The sequence below is a fragment of the Nitrosomonas ureae genome, from assembly GCF_900206265.1.
Lineage (GTDB): Bacteria > Pseudomonadota > Gammaproteobacteria > Burkholderiales > Nitrosomonadaceae > Nitrosomonas > Nitrosomonas ureae_C.
This window is the reverse complement of the sequence record NZ_LT907782.1, coordinates 1,519,598-1,534,060: the sequence shown is the minus strand read 5'-3', so window position 1 is coordinate 1,534,060 and position 14,463 is coordinate 1,519,598. Positions and strand designations below refer to the sequence as shown.

Below are 14,463 nucleotides of genomic sequence, written 5' to 3'. Positions count from 1 at the left end.
AGATGCGGGCTAAGGATATATTCAACGAATTGATCGTGGCAGCCTATAAACTGAAGGGAGGCTATACCGATGTGCGTGTGAGGGATCAGCGGATTTTAATTTCGGTTGATCACTTGCGCACACTTAACCGAGCTAAAACGTATTCGAATAAAGAACCCGATACACTAGATTGGTTGGATAGCTTCGAATCGGGTTCGTGCTATTTCGACATTGGCGCTAATATTGGTCAATATTCACTTTATCCGGCAAAAAAATACGGGCCTGCCGTGCAAGTATTTTCTTTTGAACCGCAAAGCAATAACTACTATGCACTCAACAAGAATATTTACCTGAATAATTTAGGGAATCGTATTTTATCCTATTGTGTCGCGGTATCGGGTCGCAGTGAGTTTTCCAAGTTGCATATTCCTAAATTCATTCCGGGAGGGAATCGGTCTCAATTCGGACATGAAGATCTGGAAAACATGAAAATGTCGGCAACTCACACCCAAGGAATGTTTGGAGTGACCTTGGATGATCTATGCGGGCAATGGGGATTTCCATATCCCAATTATATGAAAATCGATGTGGATGGAATAGAAATTTCCATTCTGGAAGGTGCATCCGCTGTTCTGAGAAACGCCGCGCTGAAATCCGTGATTATTGAATTGGGCACCAATGCCGAACAGGACAAAGCCACTGCGATTATGCAACAGGCAGGTCTCGAAGTGATTCGCAGGCCATCCCGAAACTGGGGTGAAACTTATCTGATTTTTGGCAGGGTTTGATCGATCGTCTTTTGACTAATGAGTACGCTCACGGCTCTTACGATTGATGTAGTAATTCCTGTATATAACGCGCCGGAATTTAGCAAACGATGTATTGATTCTGTGGTAGCGCATCTGAGTTCATTCATTCGAACGATTTATATTCAGGACGACGCTTCCGGTTTGCAAACCCGGGCGATGCTGGATGATTTGTCGTATCCCCAAGTCAAAGTTTTTCATGCGCTGGATAATCAGGGATATGGAAAGTCGGTTAATGATGCCGTGGCGCGTTCCAATGCTGATTGGGTATTGATACTCAATTCTGATATCGAAGTTTTGGGAAATTTCTTGCTTCCGCTTTGTGCAGCGATTGCTGTCGACTCCAAGTTGGCGGTTATTAGCCCAACTGAGGGGGATATTTCAAGCGAAAAAGCCGCATCTTACTTGCGTCAACCGGGTGGTTATATCACTACGTATCGCTTCAGGGGCTATGCTTTTTTGATTCGTCGCGTTGTTTTTCAAGAGCTGGGTGGATTTGATTTGCAATTTGGCCGAGGCTATTATGAAGATACTGATCTGGGACGCCGATTGGTTAAACATGGGTGGCGCATGGGCGTGCATCCGGATGCGGTTGTTCGCCATGAAACCGGTATGTCATTTGGGCGTGGAAAAGCCTATCAGGAATTGGTGCGGCGTAATCGTGCGCTGTATTTCTCGCGTTATCCCCTGGCGCAGCAAAATGTGCTGGTTGTTTCGGGTGCTTGCACTTTAGCCGATTTGCCTTTGACGGTGTTGGATTTGCTGGAGCAGGTGATGCGGCAAGGTGGGCGGCTCCACTGGCTAACGCCAGAGCGATTGCCAGTGCTTTCCTGCTTGCAAATGTGCAACAGTGTGATTAGTCTGGGTGTGCTTGTGAAATTGATATTACGTGGCTGGTCGCGAGAGGACAAGCGTATCACTGCGGTGTGGTTGTTGCCAGAAGTTCCTCTCCGGACACGAATTTTATTGAAGTTGGTTGTTCTATTGCGTCGCTTGGAAGTGCGCGAATGGGACGCGGCATCATTCTGAAATTTTAACCTATCGGTTTTATGCAAACGAATAATATAAGACGGGAATGGTTTATTCGCTTTGCATTAGTCTTTTTTTGCGCAGGATTCTGGCGCGGCGAGTTAATGTTTATTTCTTTCCCGCTGCTGACAGTTGCATGGCTTATGGACGGTGGTATATATCGCCTGAGGCAAGTAATCACAATACCGCTGACGCAAGCAATCCTCCTTTTGTGCGCATTATTGTTGCTAGGATTGTTATGGGGTGAGTGGCCGCAAGATGGACGGATGAAATGGGTGAAATATTTTTCGCTTCTGGTTTTTATTCCTTTTTACGCACTGATAGATGAAGAGCGTTTGCCATGGGTGCTGGGTGGTTTGATTGTTAGCTATTTATGCGTTTTGGCGGTAGGTGTTTATCAGTGGTTCACCATCGATGCCCAGGGAATTCCGTTATTGGGAATGTCTTATCTGAGTTTTTCGGCAATGCTGGGAATCGGTGCAATTGTAACGAGCGGAATGGCCTGCATGAATCCATCAGTCAGATTGCAAATATTGCTTGTGATTGCTACTTTAGTTTTACTTTTCATTCAATTTCATCAGAATGGAAGAATTTTTCTACTGGTGACCCTAATAAGCATATTGCTGATCGCTTTTTTGCGTTATCAAATAGAAATGAGAAAATTTCTTATGATTCTGATTTCCGTGTTGGTAGTCGCAGTTGCTTTTGCTTATAGTAGTCCTGTATTCCAGGCGAGACTGATTCAGATAAAAAGCGACATCGAGTTACTACAGCAGGGTAATTACAGCTCTAGTTTAGGGTATCGGCTTGCAATGTGGGATGTGGGCCTGCACGGAATCGCGGAGCGCCCCTTATCAGGTTTCGGTACAGGTATGCCCGAGAAATATTTCGAGAAAACTATTACGACTTACAAGGATGGCTTATACAAGGATTTGCCGGAATTCCAGGAAACTGCGCATTACCATAATGATTGGATCGAAATTGGCATGCATATCGGTGTTCCCGGAATACTGGTCTTGGGGTTTTTATTATGGAGCTGGTATCAGGCATTCCATAGAAATAATCTGAATTTACTAGGCCTGGGTTTAATAAGTTTTATCTTTCTATCCGGGCTTACAGATACTTTTATTATTTTCAGCAGAACACCGATTCTGTTGTTGATCATTACTGCAATAGCCCTAAACTGGTACAAACGTGAGCAACAGAATTAGGGATTCAATGCGGCAAACCCTAATTGGTGCCGAAGCCAATCCGGATTGCTATTTGTGCGGAAAACCCGGAGAAATCCTTTATCGTAATCGTGCTGATTATCTGTTTGGCACGCCGGGGGAGTGGAGTTTCAAGGTATGCAGCGGGGATGATTGTGGTTTGGTTTGGCTTGATCCAAGGCCCATGGTGAGTGAAATCGGAAAGGCATATCAAAATTACTATACGCACGAAGAATCGGATCATATGCGACAAACTCCTGTAGTGACTATTATGCGTGCAGTTTTGCATAGCATGAGTACTCATCTGCTGGGGTTGCGAAAAGAGCGGAGACGCTATAAGTGTATGTATTTGGATCAGATCTCGCCGGGCCGGTTATTGGAGGTGGGTTGTGGTAATGGCAAACGATTAGCGCGTATGCAAGCATTGGGCTGGGACGTTATGGGACAGGAGGTTGATCCGGTAGCGGCTAGTTACGTTTCTGAGAAAAGAGGGATTCCCGTGCATTTGGGAATGCTGCAAGCTTTGGATGTAACCAAAAGATATGATGCGGTCATTTTGAGTCATGTGATTGAGCATGTGCATGATCCGCTGTCTTTGTTAGAGTCTTGTTATCGTTTGCTTAAAAAAAATGGCCTGCTGGTTATACTGACACCGAATATTGCAAGCTATGGGCACCAAAAATTTGGTGCGGGTTGGCGCGGGCTTGAACCGCCCAGGCATTTATATTTATTTAACCGTAAAACATTATCTTGGTGTGCACAAAAAGCCGGATTCAGTTCCTTGCATTCATGGACGACATCAGTAGGTGCTTTCGGCATTGGCCAGGCAAGTTTGTCTTGTGTAAGCAGCATAAAAGAAGGACATCATTTTATTACTACGCGCGATGTTTGGAGAGGGTTCTGGTTTCAACTTGCGGCGCGAATTATTCTTTTATTTAATAAAGACTCTGGCGAGGAGTGTGTATTAATGGCTACGAGAAAGTGACAGATTCCATTCTAATCGGGGACAGAATATGGATAATTTTCGATCGGCAGATAGTAATGATTCAGAGGGGTTAATTCCGGTTAACCCGGCAATTGAGACCTATATGCGCAGTTTGGTGACATGCACCGATCACCCGGTTCTTTTCGAGATGGAAGAGTTTGCGCGCTTAAGAAATTTTCCAATTGTTAATCGCCTGGTCGGTATTTTTCTTAAAGCTCAGGCGAGCATGATCAATGCCAAAAGAGTATTTGAGTTTGGCAGTGGTTATGGTTACTCGGCTTATTGGTTTGCACAGGCTGTGGGGAGTGACGGTCGGGTGATCTGTAGCGATTCAGATACGGCTAATTGTGATCGCGCGGAGACATATCTTTCTACTGCAGACTTATGGCAACGCATAGAATTTTATGTGGGGCAGGCACAAGATGTTTTCGGGCAGACTGAAGGTTTGTTTGATATTTGCTATAACGATGTCGACAAAAACGCTTATCCCGAAATCTGGAAAATGGCTAAGTACCGGATACGGCCCGGTGGTTTATATATTGCTGATAATGTTTTGTGGCATGGGCGTGTGGCGATACATGCTTGCCCGAATAAGGTTGCGGAGTCGACAGCAGCGATAGTCAAGCACAATCAGATGATTTTTAACGATTCTGATTTTGAGGTGTTCATTAATCCAATTCGAGATGGAGTACTTGTCGCCAGGAAGAAATAATGTTTTTGTTGTATGTGCTGATACGCTCAAGATTGAATTGTTGCGTATTTCTCATGGCAGTTTAGTCGATTAATTGGTATAGTTATTATATAAGTAGCGAGGCAGTATGAGTGGGTCGCTGTGGGTTTATAATTCTAATTTATCTGTTTTTCAAGGGAAAATAATATGCAAATTCATGTCTACGACACATATGTTAAAGCTAAAGATGGTCATACGATGCATTTTGATGTTTTTACTGCGGTAAAAGATGATCAGAAGGCTGTAGAATATGCAAAACAATGGCTTACGTCGATTGGTGAAGGCGATGCGGTGATTACCAGCAGAGAATGCAGTTTTTGTCATAGTCAGAGTGCACCCGCTAATGTTATGGATGAAATCAGCCAGAATGGTTTTTATATTTACAAGATGGAAGGCTGTTGATAATTCTATTTTATTATTAACAGGTTGAGGTGGAGTGAAAATGTCTCGTGTTTTCGGCTCTGATTAATCCAAACCGCAATACCTATAATTTTCAAGGTTTCCAAAATGAAGTATAAATTTACCAGATTAATGACGATTGGTGCTGTTTTTATCTTATGTAGTTCAGTTCAGGCTGCTGAGCCAAAACTTATTGGTCAGCATGGTGATTGGACAGCCTATATGTTTATGGAAAACGATAGTAAAGTTTGTTATATGGTAAGTCAACCTAAGAAATCAGAGGGAAATTACACCAAACGTGGTGATGTTTTCGCTTTGATAACGCACCGTCCCGCTGAGAAAAGTAGAAATGTTTTCAGTTATATTGCCGGCTATCCCTATAAACCTGGAAGTGAAGCAACAGTCACTGTGAATAATCAGAATTTTCGTCTTTTTACTCAGGATGATTCAGCGTGGGCCTCAGATGAAGCGACTGACAATAAAATTACGGATGCAATCAAACGAGGAAACTCATTGGTGGTTAAGGGAGCATCTGCACGAGGAACGGCAACGACGGATACATTCGGGCTCAGTGGCTCAACTGCGGCCCATAAAGCAATTTCAGCGGAGTGCGGTGTGAAATAAAACAAGATGTGTGCTATTTGAAAATCTAAGTCTTCGATTGACAAGATTCACAAGGGAAATTATATGGTCGATAAAATTATTATCTATCAGAAACCTACGTGCAGTAAATGTAGGGCGGCATTATCTTTGCTTGAGGAGAGTGGTGAGGAATTTGAGTCGATCAATTATTATGAGAAGCCTTTAACAGTGAATGAGCTGCGAGGGTTGATTCAAAAACTTAATTTATCTGCGCGTGATATTCTTCGTGCGGATGAACCGGCTGCTTATAACTTAAGTGCGGCATCCGATGATGAGATTATTAAGGCAATGATAGAGAATCCGGATTTGATTCAACGTCCTATTGTAGTTCGGGGTGACAAAGCAAAACTATGCCGTCCCCCGGAGACTGTTATGAGTTTTTTTAAGTAGTAATATACATATAAGGCAAACGAATGCCTGAATTGCAATTACCGTACACTAATGCAGCATAATGTACGGATTTTTTATCGATATTACCCGCACTTACTCTGTCGTGATGGAACCCGGTTCTGATTGTACAGGTTGTTTTAGATTCTTGTTGCTACCAATGCGGGCGGGCAGCTTCTCGCGGATACGAGCGGATTTGCCAGCACGATCCCTGAGGTAGTAAAGCTTTGCGCGGCAAACTGCGCCTCTGCGTTTAATTTCAATGCTTGCTATTAATGGGGAGTAGGTCTGGAAGGTGCGTTCCACGCCCTCTCCGCTTGAAATTTTTCGAACAGTAAATGCTGAATTTAGTCCACGGTTTCTCTTGGCTATTACGACACCCTCGTAGGCCTGTACACGTTTGCGGTCCCCTTCGACAACATTTACGTTGACAATTACGGTGTCTCCGGGGGAGAAGTCGGGTACGTCTTTGTTTAAGCGCTTCATTTCTTCCATTTCTAATTCTTCAATCAAGTTCATGTTTTTCTCCTATTTTCTGATTCTGCCTGGATTTGCAGGATTGTTTAAATTCTTCGAAAAGTTTTTCTTCTTCTACTGTCATGCCATGGGCAAATTTTAAATTAAATAAATCAGGTCTTTTAAGCCATGTTCTACCAAGTGCTTGCTGAAAACGCCAGCGACGGATTTTTGCATGATTACCTGACATCAATATTTCGGGTACATGATTGCCTTTGTAAATTTCTGGGCGAGTATAGTGCGGGTAATCTAACAAACCCTCTGCAAATGAATCCTGAGTTGCAGATTCAGGATCACCCAGCGTACCTGGAATCTGTCTGACAATACAATCTATTAATATCATCGCGGCCAGTTCTCCACCAGAAACAACATAATCCCCAATAGAAATCTCCATATCCACCTGACGATTGATCAAGCGTTCATCGATGCCTTCATAGCGCCCGCAGAGCAATACTAAACCTGATAGCTTGCTCAGTTGTGTGACCATTTTATGATCAAGCCGGTTTCCTTGGGGTGTTAAGTAGGCAACTGTAGGTTTGTCAATACCCAATGCATTTTGTCTTGCTCGCGCCTGAATGATAGCGTCATCCAAGGGTTGGGCCATCATGACCATTCCAGGTCCGCCGCCGTAGGAACTATCATCCACTGTACGATAATGGTCGTGAGTAAAGTTTCTTGGGTTCCATGTGTTGAGATTGAAAATACCGTTCCTGTTTGCTTTACCTGTAATGCCATATTGTGTAATGGCATCGAACATTTCAGGAAACAATGTAATGAGATCGAATTCAAATGACATGGTCTGTGTTTTAATAATCCCAATCCCAATCAACTATGATCTGAGCATTTTTCAAATCGACTTTCATGACATACTGCGAGATGCAAGGTATAAGAATTTCTTTTTTTTCTTGGTCCATTTTTACAATGCGCAAAACATCGTTCGCACCTGTTTCGAATAAACCAACGACTGTACCCAGCTTCTCTCCTTTCAAATTAAGTACCTTGGCATTAATTAAATCAGTCCAGTAATAACCATCAACTCCATTCTCAGGTAAATCAGGTAACCAATCGCGCGGGATTGCTATTTGTATTCCTTTGAGTTTTGTTGCTTGAGTGCGGTCAGAATATTCTTTTAGCTTTACTAATAAAGTAGTACCGTAGATATGGCCATTAACTACATGTACTTTATTCCATTCAGCCTTTTCATCGCCTAACCACCATTGTGAATATTCCATCAATCCATCTAAATGCTCTGTATAAGGATTGATTTTTATCCAGCCATGAACTCCATATGGGCCGATAATATGACCCATTACTATCATGCGTGCATTTTGGTTCAGTTACTTTAACCGTTTGCTGGAGCTTCTTTTTTAGCTGCGAATTGTTTTATCAGACGGGCTGCAGTTGATGATAATTGCGCGCCTTGGGATTGCCAGTAAGCGACTCGTTCCAATTGAACTCGAAGAGCTTCCTCGCCGCCCGTTGCTCTTGGATTGTAAAAACCGATACGCTCTATAAATCGACCATCACGCGCATATTGGGAGTTTGCTACAACCATGTTAAAAAAAGGGCGCTTTTTTGCACCACCTCGCGCTAACCTGATAATGACCATATTTTTATATCTGCCTTTAAAACTTTAAACTAAAATTGATTAATTAAGATTAATGTTAATTCTTAAATTAGAAACACAACATTCCCCGATAGAAGAATTATTTAACATTTAATTTTACATGAAATTTAATGAACGTGACAAGAGATAATATAATCATACTTGTTGAAACTGTTAACTATTAATAACAGTTGGGATAAGCGTGTCAGAACTTAATCTTGTGGAATTAATAAATTGAATTTGCATTCCAGCACTTTAAAGAAACTTGTTAACAATGAATCAAATCAATGTGTCTCGTGCGGCTTGTGTTTGCCACACTGTCCTACTTATCGCCTGCTGAAATCCGAGGCTGACTCTCCACGTGGACGGATCAATTTGATGAATGGGTTTGTTAATGAGCGAATCCCATTGAATGCACGGCTCATTCAACATATGGATCGTTGTTTGACTTGCAGGGCTTGTGAAGTTGTTTGTCCTAATAATGTGGCTTATGGAAATTTGATCGATAGCATGCGTGCATTGATTGCTGTTGATCAACCAAAATCTGTCGATTCGCCACGAAAGCTCTTTGTGATAAATTTATTGAAAAAACAATTGCTCAATAAACCTGTGCGACTGGATCGCTTGCGTGGATTGTTTCATTTTGTACAAAAAAAAGGTTGGTTACGTTGGATTAGAGAATTAAGCAATTTTGGTAATAATAAACTTGTGCGGTTTGTCGCGCAGCTTCCATTGATTAAATTTCCGCACGTGGGAGAGGTTGGTGAAAAACACGGCAAGAGTAGTCTTTGGAAAGAAATCTACCCTGCAATAAAAAGAAAGCGGGGCGAGGTTGGGTTGTTTTTAGGTTGTATAGCACGTTTAACAGATGTGGCGACGTTAAATTCCTGCATTTATGTATTGAATCACTTGGGATATACGGTGTATGTTCCGACGGATCAAGTGTGTTGCGGTGCTATATACCAGCACGATGGAGCGCTCAAGGAGGCTGCGGTATTATCGCGGCAGAATAAATCTGCTTTTGCGAGATACGATATTGATGCAATTATTAGTACAGCCTCAGGTTGCGGTGCGCAATTGCTTGAATCCGGAGTAACGAATGGTCGTGCCCAAATTGCGGATATTAGTCAATTTTTGATTGCAAATGGTGAATGGGGAGATGTGACTCTAGCGCCGCTACCGGAAAGAATACTGGTGCATGAACCCTGCAGTCAGCGTAATGTATTGCGGGAACAGGCATACCCTTATAAGTTGATCGAGCTTATCCCTGGTGTGCAAGCGGTACCATTACCAGGTAATAATCAATGCTGCGGCGCTGCGGGAACTTTTTTTCTGGATCAACCCGATATTGCTGATATGTTGTTGAATGAAAAGATATTGGCGCTTGAGGAAAGTGGAGTCAGATATCTGGTTACTTCAAATATTGGTTGTGCTATGCATTTTTCAAATAGAATGTATGAAGATGGGGTGCGGGTAGAAGTGTTGCATCCGATTACATTGCTGGCAAAACAAATGGGTTTGGAATTGTAATTAAAACATATTCTTAATATATTGGAATTATAGTTTACCCAAGAATCTTAATATCATTTTAATGATATCCGCTTTTACTTGAGATGTTAAATAATGATGAATCTTGATAAGCTTATTATTGGTTTTGATAGTGCCTTGCGTACTTTGTTAACTTCGGCTCAGACGGCGCGCCCTGTTCCTGGTAACGAGTTGCCGGAAGCGGTTCTGACCGATGTGGAGAAACAACTGTCTTGCGCGTTGATGCGAGTGAATCATGTGGGTGAAGTATGCGCACAAGCTTTGTATCAGGGGCAAGGGCTAACAGCACGGAATGAGGAGGTGCAGCAAACATTATTACGAGCTGCTCGTGAAGAAACAGAGCATCTGGCGTGGACTGAACGTCGTATCGCTGAGCTGGGTGGACGTAAAAGTGTGCTTAATCCACTTTGGTATGGTGGATCTTTTGCTATAGGGGTGTTCGCGGGAATGTTGGGAGATAAATGGAATCTTGGTTTTCTTGCCGAGACAGAGCAGCAGGTAGGGGCGCATTTATCCAGTCATTTACAGAGATTGCCAGATAATGACGAAAAAAGTCGCGCTATAGTGAAACAAATGGAGATTGACGAAGCTGGTCATGCAACGATGGCATTGTCGCATGGAGGGGTGGAGTTACCTCTGCCAGTAAAGGTTGCTATGAAACTAGGATCAAAAGTAATGACTCAAACTGCATACTGGATTTAAGCGATAAAATTTTTCAATAGTTTTATACAATAAATGAAAGAATGGTAATGTGTTGAGTAGGTAGAGATTTCACTATGAAAAATGTTAATTTGACGCATCATTTCTTAATTGCGATGCCAGCAATGGTGGACTCCATATTTTCTAAAACACTGACCTATGTTTGCGAGCACAACGAGCAAGGTGCATTGGGAATTGTCATAAATCGGCCAACCGATATGACATTGGTCAATCTTTTTAGACAATTGAGTATTTCATCAACAGATTCCCTTGCTGAGTCAACTCCAGTGCTATTTGGCGGGCCTGTGCAATTGGATTGCGGGTTTGTTTTACATCGTCCGGTAGGTAGCTGGCAATCAACATTGAGCGTGAATCAAGAGGTTGGTTTGACCACATCGATGGATATCTTGAAAGCTATCGCCAATGCCGAAGGACCGAGCCAAGCCCTGATCGCGATGGGATACGCTGGCTGGGCAGCAGGTCAAATTGAACATGAGTTGGCGCAGAACGCGTGGTTGACTGTGCCAGCTTCAATAGATGTGATATTTGAACTTCCCTCTGAAGAAAGACTTCCGGCAGCAATGCAGTTACTGGGGATTAACAATTATGCAAATCTATCCCATGAAGTGGGGCATGCTTAAATACTAGAGCAAATGATTGAATATTTATCGAGAAAGCAGCAGATAAGTCAACCAATAAGGCAATTTTATGAGGGGTCTATTTTAGCCTTTGATTTTGGAAAAAAGCGCATAGGAGTGGCTATTGGCAATACTGCATTAGGTGTAGCGCATCCTCTCATTACAATTGATAGTGAAGTGACAAATAAGCGTTTTGTAATGATTGCTCAATTAATCGATACCTGGCAACCGGTATTGTTTGTGGTGGGCATGCCGTTACATAGCGATGGAGTCGTGCATGAATTAACTCAATTAAGTCAGCGTTTTGCGCGGCGTCTGGCGGGACGCTTTAACATTCCGGTCGTAATGCAAGATGAGCGTTATACTAGTCAAATAGCCAGCACTATTTTACGTGAAGCCGGTGTCGGTGGCAGGGAACAAAAGTCAGTATTGGATCAAATAGCCGCACAACAAATACTTCAATCATTTTTTGACGAGCAGTATGCAATTACCAGACGCTGAAAAAGTTTTCAATAATCTTGCAAGAAAAATACGAACTGATAGCAATAAGGATTATGCTCTTGTTGGAATTCGTACAGGCGGAGTATGGCTAGCGGAGCGTTTGCACCAGGAGTTAGCGATCACAAAGCCGCTTGGTATCTTGAGTGTATCTTTTTATCGGGATGATTTCGATAAGATTGGGTTGCATACACAAGTTAAGCCGTCAGAAATTCCTTTTGAAGTAGAGGGGGCGGATATTCTTTTGGTTGATGATGTGCTGAACACGGGGCGTACCGTGCGTGCAGCAATCAATGAGTTGTTTGATTACGGGCGACCGGCATCGATTATTCTGGCGGCTTTGGTTGATCGTGGTGGGCGTGAATTGCCAATCGCAGCTCGATATATTGGCGTTGAACTTGAGTTGCCAGAAGAAAAAATGTTGGAATTGAGGCGGAATGAAAGTGGAAAATTAAGCCTGAATTTGTATAATAAAGACTTTCAGCAATGATCAATAGAAATCCGCAGTTGGATGAAAATGGTGCATTGCAGCATTTGTTGACAACGGAAGGTTTGCCGGGGTCTATGCTGCTGCATATTCTGGATACAGCCGAATCTTTTGTGGGGGTTACTGAGCGTGATGTCAAGAAAATACCATTGCTGCGTGGTAAGTCGATATTCAATCTTTTCTTTGAATCAAGTACGCGTACAAGAACCACGTTTGAAATTGCTGCCAAACGTTTGTCAGCTGATGTCATCAATTTAAATATTGCTGTTTCTGCACAATCCAAGGGTGAGACACTGTTGGATACTGTGGACAATCTTTCTGCAATGAATGCCGATATGTTTGTGGTGCGACATGCTCAAAGTGGCGCTGCTCACTTGATTGCAAAACATGTCCGCTCAGATATTCATGTCATCAATGCTGGGGATGGAAGCCATGCGCATCCTACTCAAGCTCTGTTAGATATGTTTACGATACGGCGTTACAAGCATGATTTTCGCAACTTACGTGTTGCCATTATCGGTGATATTTTGCATTCCCGAGTAGCGCGGTCCCAGATTCACGCATTAACAACATTGGGTGTTCCTGAAGTGCGCGTTATCGCACCGAAAACTTTGCTGCCCAAAATGGTGGAACGCCTTGGTGTGCATGTTTATCATGATATGGCAACCGGCCTAAAAGATGTTGATGTATTAATGATGTTGCGTTTGCAGAATGAGCGAATGAAGGGTGCAAATTTACCTAGTGCGGAGGAATATTTTAAGTATTATGGGCTGACTGTAGATAAGCTGTCACTTGCTCGGCGTGATGCAATAGTGATGCATCCTGGACCAATGAATCGTGGCGTAGAGATCGATTCAGCAGTTGCAGATGGTAAACAATCGGTAATTTTGCCTCAAGTGACATTTGGCATTGCAGTGCGTATGGCTGTGATGTCAATCTTAACAGGTAATTAGGTTTAAAGATTGTTAGTATGAAAATTCATATCAAAAATGGACGACTCATTGATCCAAAGAATGATATTGATTCTGTACAGGATATTTTTATTGCTAAGGGCAAAGTTGTCGGGATAGGTAAAGCTCCTGCTGAATTTCAGGCGAGCCGTATAATCGATGCTCAATCGTTAGTTGTATGTCCGGGTCTGGTCGATTTATCCGTACGTTTGCGTGAACCAGGATTAGAATATAAAGCGACTCTAGAATCTGAGATGAGTGCGGCCGTTGCCGGCGGTGTAACGAGCATTGCATGTCCTCCAGATACGGATCCGCCGCTGGATGAGCCAGGTTTGGTAGAAATGCTGAAACATCGCGCTAAGAATTTGAACCAAGCGCATGTTTATCCGATTGGTGCGCTTACTCAAGGGTTGAAAGGTGAGCGATTGACTGAGATGGCGGAATTGAATGATGCTGGGTGTGTGGTTTTTGGTCAACCCGAAGGGTTGTTACCAAACCTTCGGGTGCTCATGCAGGCTATGCGGTATGCCTCTACATTTGATTTTAGCGTGTGGTTGCGCCCCCAAGAAATCAGTTTGACGGGTGATGGTGTGGCGCATGATGGTGAAGTTGCCACCCGACTAGGGTTACTTACAATCCCCGTTTGTGCAGAGACAATTGCTATTTCCAACATTATATTATTAACAAAAGAAACAGGAGTTAAAGTACATCTGTGTCGAATTTCTAGTGCTGAAGGGGTGGCGATGATTCGTGCTGCCAAGCAACAAGGTTTGCCGATAACCTGTGATGTGACAATTAACCATCTTCATTTGTCAGATATGGATATTGGTTTCTTTGATTCCAACTGTCATTTAATGCCGCCACTGCGTGGTTCTGATGATCGCGATGCGTTGCGGCAGGGCCTGTTGAACGGCACGATTGACGCGGTTTGTTCCGATCATGCACCGGTAGATGAAGATGCCAAATTATTGCCATTTGGGCAGTCTGAAATTGGAGCTACGGGCGTAGAACTATTGCTGCCCTTAGCATTAAAATGGGGAGCAGAGATGCATTTGTCTTTGCCAAGGATTTTAGCAAAGATTACTTCGGATCCGGCGGGTATTCTGGGCATTGAGGCAGGGCATTTGTCCATCGGTAGTGCAGCTGATATTTGTATTTTTGATCCTGATCATTACTGGAAAGTGACGTCTTCGGCCATTCTGAGTCAAGGCAAAAACACACCTTTTATGGGTATGGAATTACCGGGTGGAATTAAATATACTCTGGTGAATGGCCATATTGTCTATGAACATTGAATCTGCTTGCATTTTTCTAATTTATTAACGATACAGGAAGAAACGTTTTTCAATTATCGGG

Annotated in this window: 19 protein-coding genes; 15 read left to right on the top strand and 4 right to left on the bottom strand. The window is 43.0% G+C overall.

Going from position 1 to position 14,463, the window contains the following annotated elements; translation table 11 throughout:
• The first annotated feature begins 2 nt into the window (after positions 1-2).
• The 8 genes from CPG39_RS07105 (at position 3) to CPG39_RS07070 (ending at position 6,168) form a co-directional block, all read left to right on the top strand.
• Entirely contained in the window at positions 3-767 is a 765-nt protein-coding gene (locus CPG39_RS07105) for an FkbM family methyltransferase (protein WP_096292674.1), read from the top strand.
• Positions 768-785: 18 nt separating this feature from the next.
• The gene (locus tag CPG39_RS07100; protein WP_096292673.1) at positions 786-1,814 is read left to right on the top strand and encodes a glycosyltransferase family 2 protein; all 1,029 of its coding nucleotides are present in this window, start codon (positions 786-788) and stop codon (positions 1,812-1,814) included.
• Between the two features lie 20 nt (positions 1,815-1,834).
• Positions 1,835-3,025 carry an O-antigen ligase family protein gene (locus CPG39_RS07095; protein ID WP_096292672.1) on the top strand — a complete coding sequence of 397 codons (1,191 nt, stop codon included), beginning with the start codon at positions 1,835-1,837 and terminating at the stop codon, positions 3,023-3,025.
• Positions 3,026-3,032: 7 nt separating this feature from the next.
• Positions 3,033-4,007, top strand: coding sequence for a class I SAM-dependent methyltransferase (locus CPG39_RS07090; RefSeq protein ID WP_096292671.1), 975 nt, complete (start codon positions 3,033-3,035; stop codon positions 4,005-4,007).
• 28 nt (positions 4,008-4,035) lie between these two features.
• A complete protein-coding gene (locus CPG39_RS07085) occupies positions 4,036-4,719 on the top strand; it encodes an O-methyltransferase (RefSeq protein ID WP_096292670.1) in 684 nt (227 codons plus the stop codon).
• A gap of 165 nt (positions 4,720-4,884) precedes the next feature.
• Positions 4,885-5,139, top strand: a complete 255-nt coding sequence (locus CPG39_RS07080) for a DUF2024 family protein (protein ID WP_013646746.1) — start codon at positions 4,885-4,887, stop codon at positions 5,137-5,139.
• A gap of 105 nt (positions 5,140-5,244) precedes the next feature.
• Positions 5,245-5,760, top strand: a complete 516-nt coding sequence (locus CPG39_RS07075; protein WP_096292669.1) for an invasion associated locus B family protein — start codon at positions 5,245-5,247, stop codon at positions 5,758-5,760.
• 63 nt (positions 5,761-5,823) lie between these two features.
• On the top strand, positions 5,824-6,168 hold the full coding sequence (locus tag CPG39_RS07070) for an arsenate reductase family protein (RefSeq protein ID WP_096292668.1): 345 nt from the start codon (positions 5,824-5,826) through the stop codon (positions 6,166-6,168).
• Positions 6,169-6,261: 93 nt separating this feature from the next.
• On the opposite strand, the gene rplS is transcribed toward CPG39_RS07070, so the two are convergent.
• The 4 genes from rplS to rpsP are packed head-to-tail and all read right to left on the bottom strand — an operon-like array spanning position 6,262 to position 8,290.
• The gene (gene rplS, locus CPG39_RS07065; protein WP_096292667.1) at positions 6,262-6,684 is read right to left on the bottom strand and encodes a 50S ribosomal protein L19; all 423 of its coding nucleotides are present in this window, start codon (positions 6,682-6,684) and stop codon (positions 6,262-6,264) included.
• A complete protein-coding gene (gene trmD, locus CPG39_RS07060) occupies positions 6,671-7,477 on the bottom strand; it encodes a tRNA (guanosine(37)-N1)-methyltransferase TrmD (protein ID WP_096294274.1) in 807 nt (268 codons plus the stop codon). The genes rplS and trmD overlap by 14 nt, the downstream gene beginning before the upstream one ends.
• Before the next feature lie 10 nt (positions 7,478-7,487).
• On the bottom strand, positions 7,488-7,991 hold the full coding sequence (rimM, locus tag CPG39_RS07055) for a ribosome maturation factor RimM (RefSeq protein ID WP_096292666.1): 504 nt from the start codon (positions 7,989-7,991) through the stop codon (positions 7,488-7,490).
• A gap of 32 nt (positions 7,992-8,023) precedes the next feature.
• Positions 8,024-8,290, bottom strand: a complete 267-nt coding sequence (gene rpsP / locus CPG39_RS07050) for a 30S ribosomal protein S16 (protein ID WP_096292665.1) — start codon at positions 8,288-8,290, stop codon at positions 8,024-8,026.
• 231 nt (positions 8,291-8,521) lie between these two features.
• On the opposite strand from rpsP, the gene CPG39_RS07045 reads away from it, so the two are divergent.
• The 7 genes from CPG39_RS07045 to CPG39_RS07015 all read left to right on the top strand — a co-directional run bounded on the left by CPG39_RS07045 (position 8,522) and on the right by CPG39_RS07015 (position 14,402).
• Positions 8,522-9,817 (top strand): (Fe-S)-binding protein, encoded by a 1,296-nt coding sequence (locus tag CPG39_RS07045; RefSeq protein WP_096292664.1) that lies wholly within the window; start codon positions 8,522-8,524, stop codon positions 9,815-9,817.
• A 93-nt stretch (positions 9,818-9,910) separates the two neighbouring features.
• On the top strand, positions 9,911-10,537 hold the full coding sequence (coq7, locus tag CPG39_RS07040) for a 2-polyprenyl-3-methyl-6-methoxy-1,4-benzoquinone monooxygenase (protein WP_096292663.1): 627 nt from the start codon (positions 9,911-9,913) through the stop codon (positions 10,535-10,537).
• 74 nt (positions 10,538-10,611) lie between these two features.
• Positions 10,612-11,175, top strand: coding sequence for a YqgE/AlgH family protein (locus tag CPG39_RS07035; protein ID WP_013646755.1), 564 nt, complete (start codon positions 10,612-10,614; stop codon positions 11,173-11,175).
• Between the two features lie 12 nt (positions 11,176-11,187).
• Positions 11,188-11,673 carry a Holliday junction resolvase RuvX gene (ruvX, locus tag CPG39_RS07030; RefSeq protein WP_096292662.1) on the top strand — a complete coding sequence of 162 codons (486 nt, stop codon included), beginning with the start codon at positions 11,188-11,190 and terminating at the stop codon, positions 11,671-11,673.
• Entirely contained in the window at positions 11,654-12,160 is a 507-nt protein-coding gene (pyrR, locus tag CPG39_RS07025) for a bifunctional pyr operon transcriptional regulator/uracil phosphoribosyltransferase PyrR (protein WP_096292661.1), read from the top strand. Before ruvX ends, pyrR begins: the two co-directional genes overlap by 20 nt.
• Positions 12,157-13,110, top strand: coding sequence for an aspartate carbamoyltransferase catalytic subunit (locus CPG39_RS07020; RefSeq protein ID WP_013646758.1), 954 nt, complete (start codon positions 12,157-12,159; stop codon positions 13,108-13,110). Before pyrR ends, CPG39_RS07020 begins: the two co-directional genes overlap by 4 nt.
• A gap of 17 nt (positions 13,111-13,127) precedes the next feature.
• Positions 13,128-14,402: a dihydroorotase gene (locus CPG39_RS07015; RefSeq protein ID WP_096292660.1), complete on the top strand. Its 1,275-nt coding sequence runs from the start codon at positions 13,128-13,130 to the stop codon at positions 14,400-14,402.
• Positions 14,403-14,463: the final 61 nt, after the last annotated feature.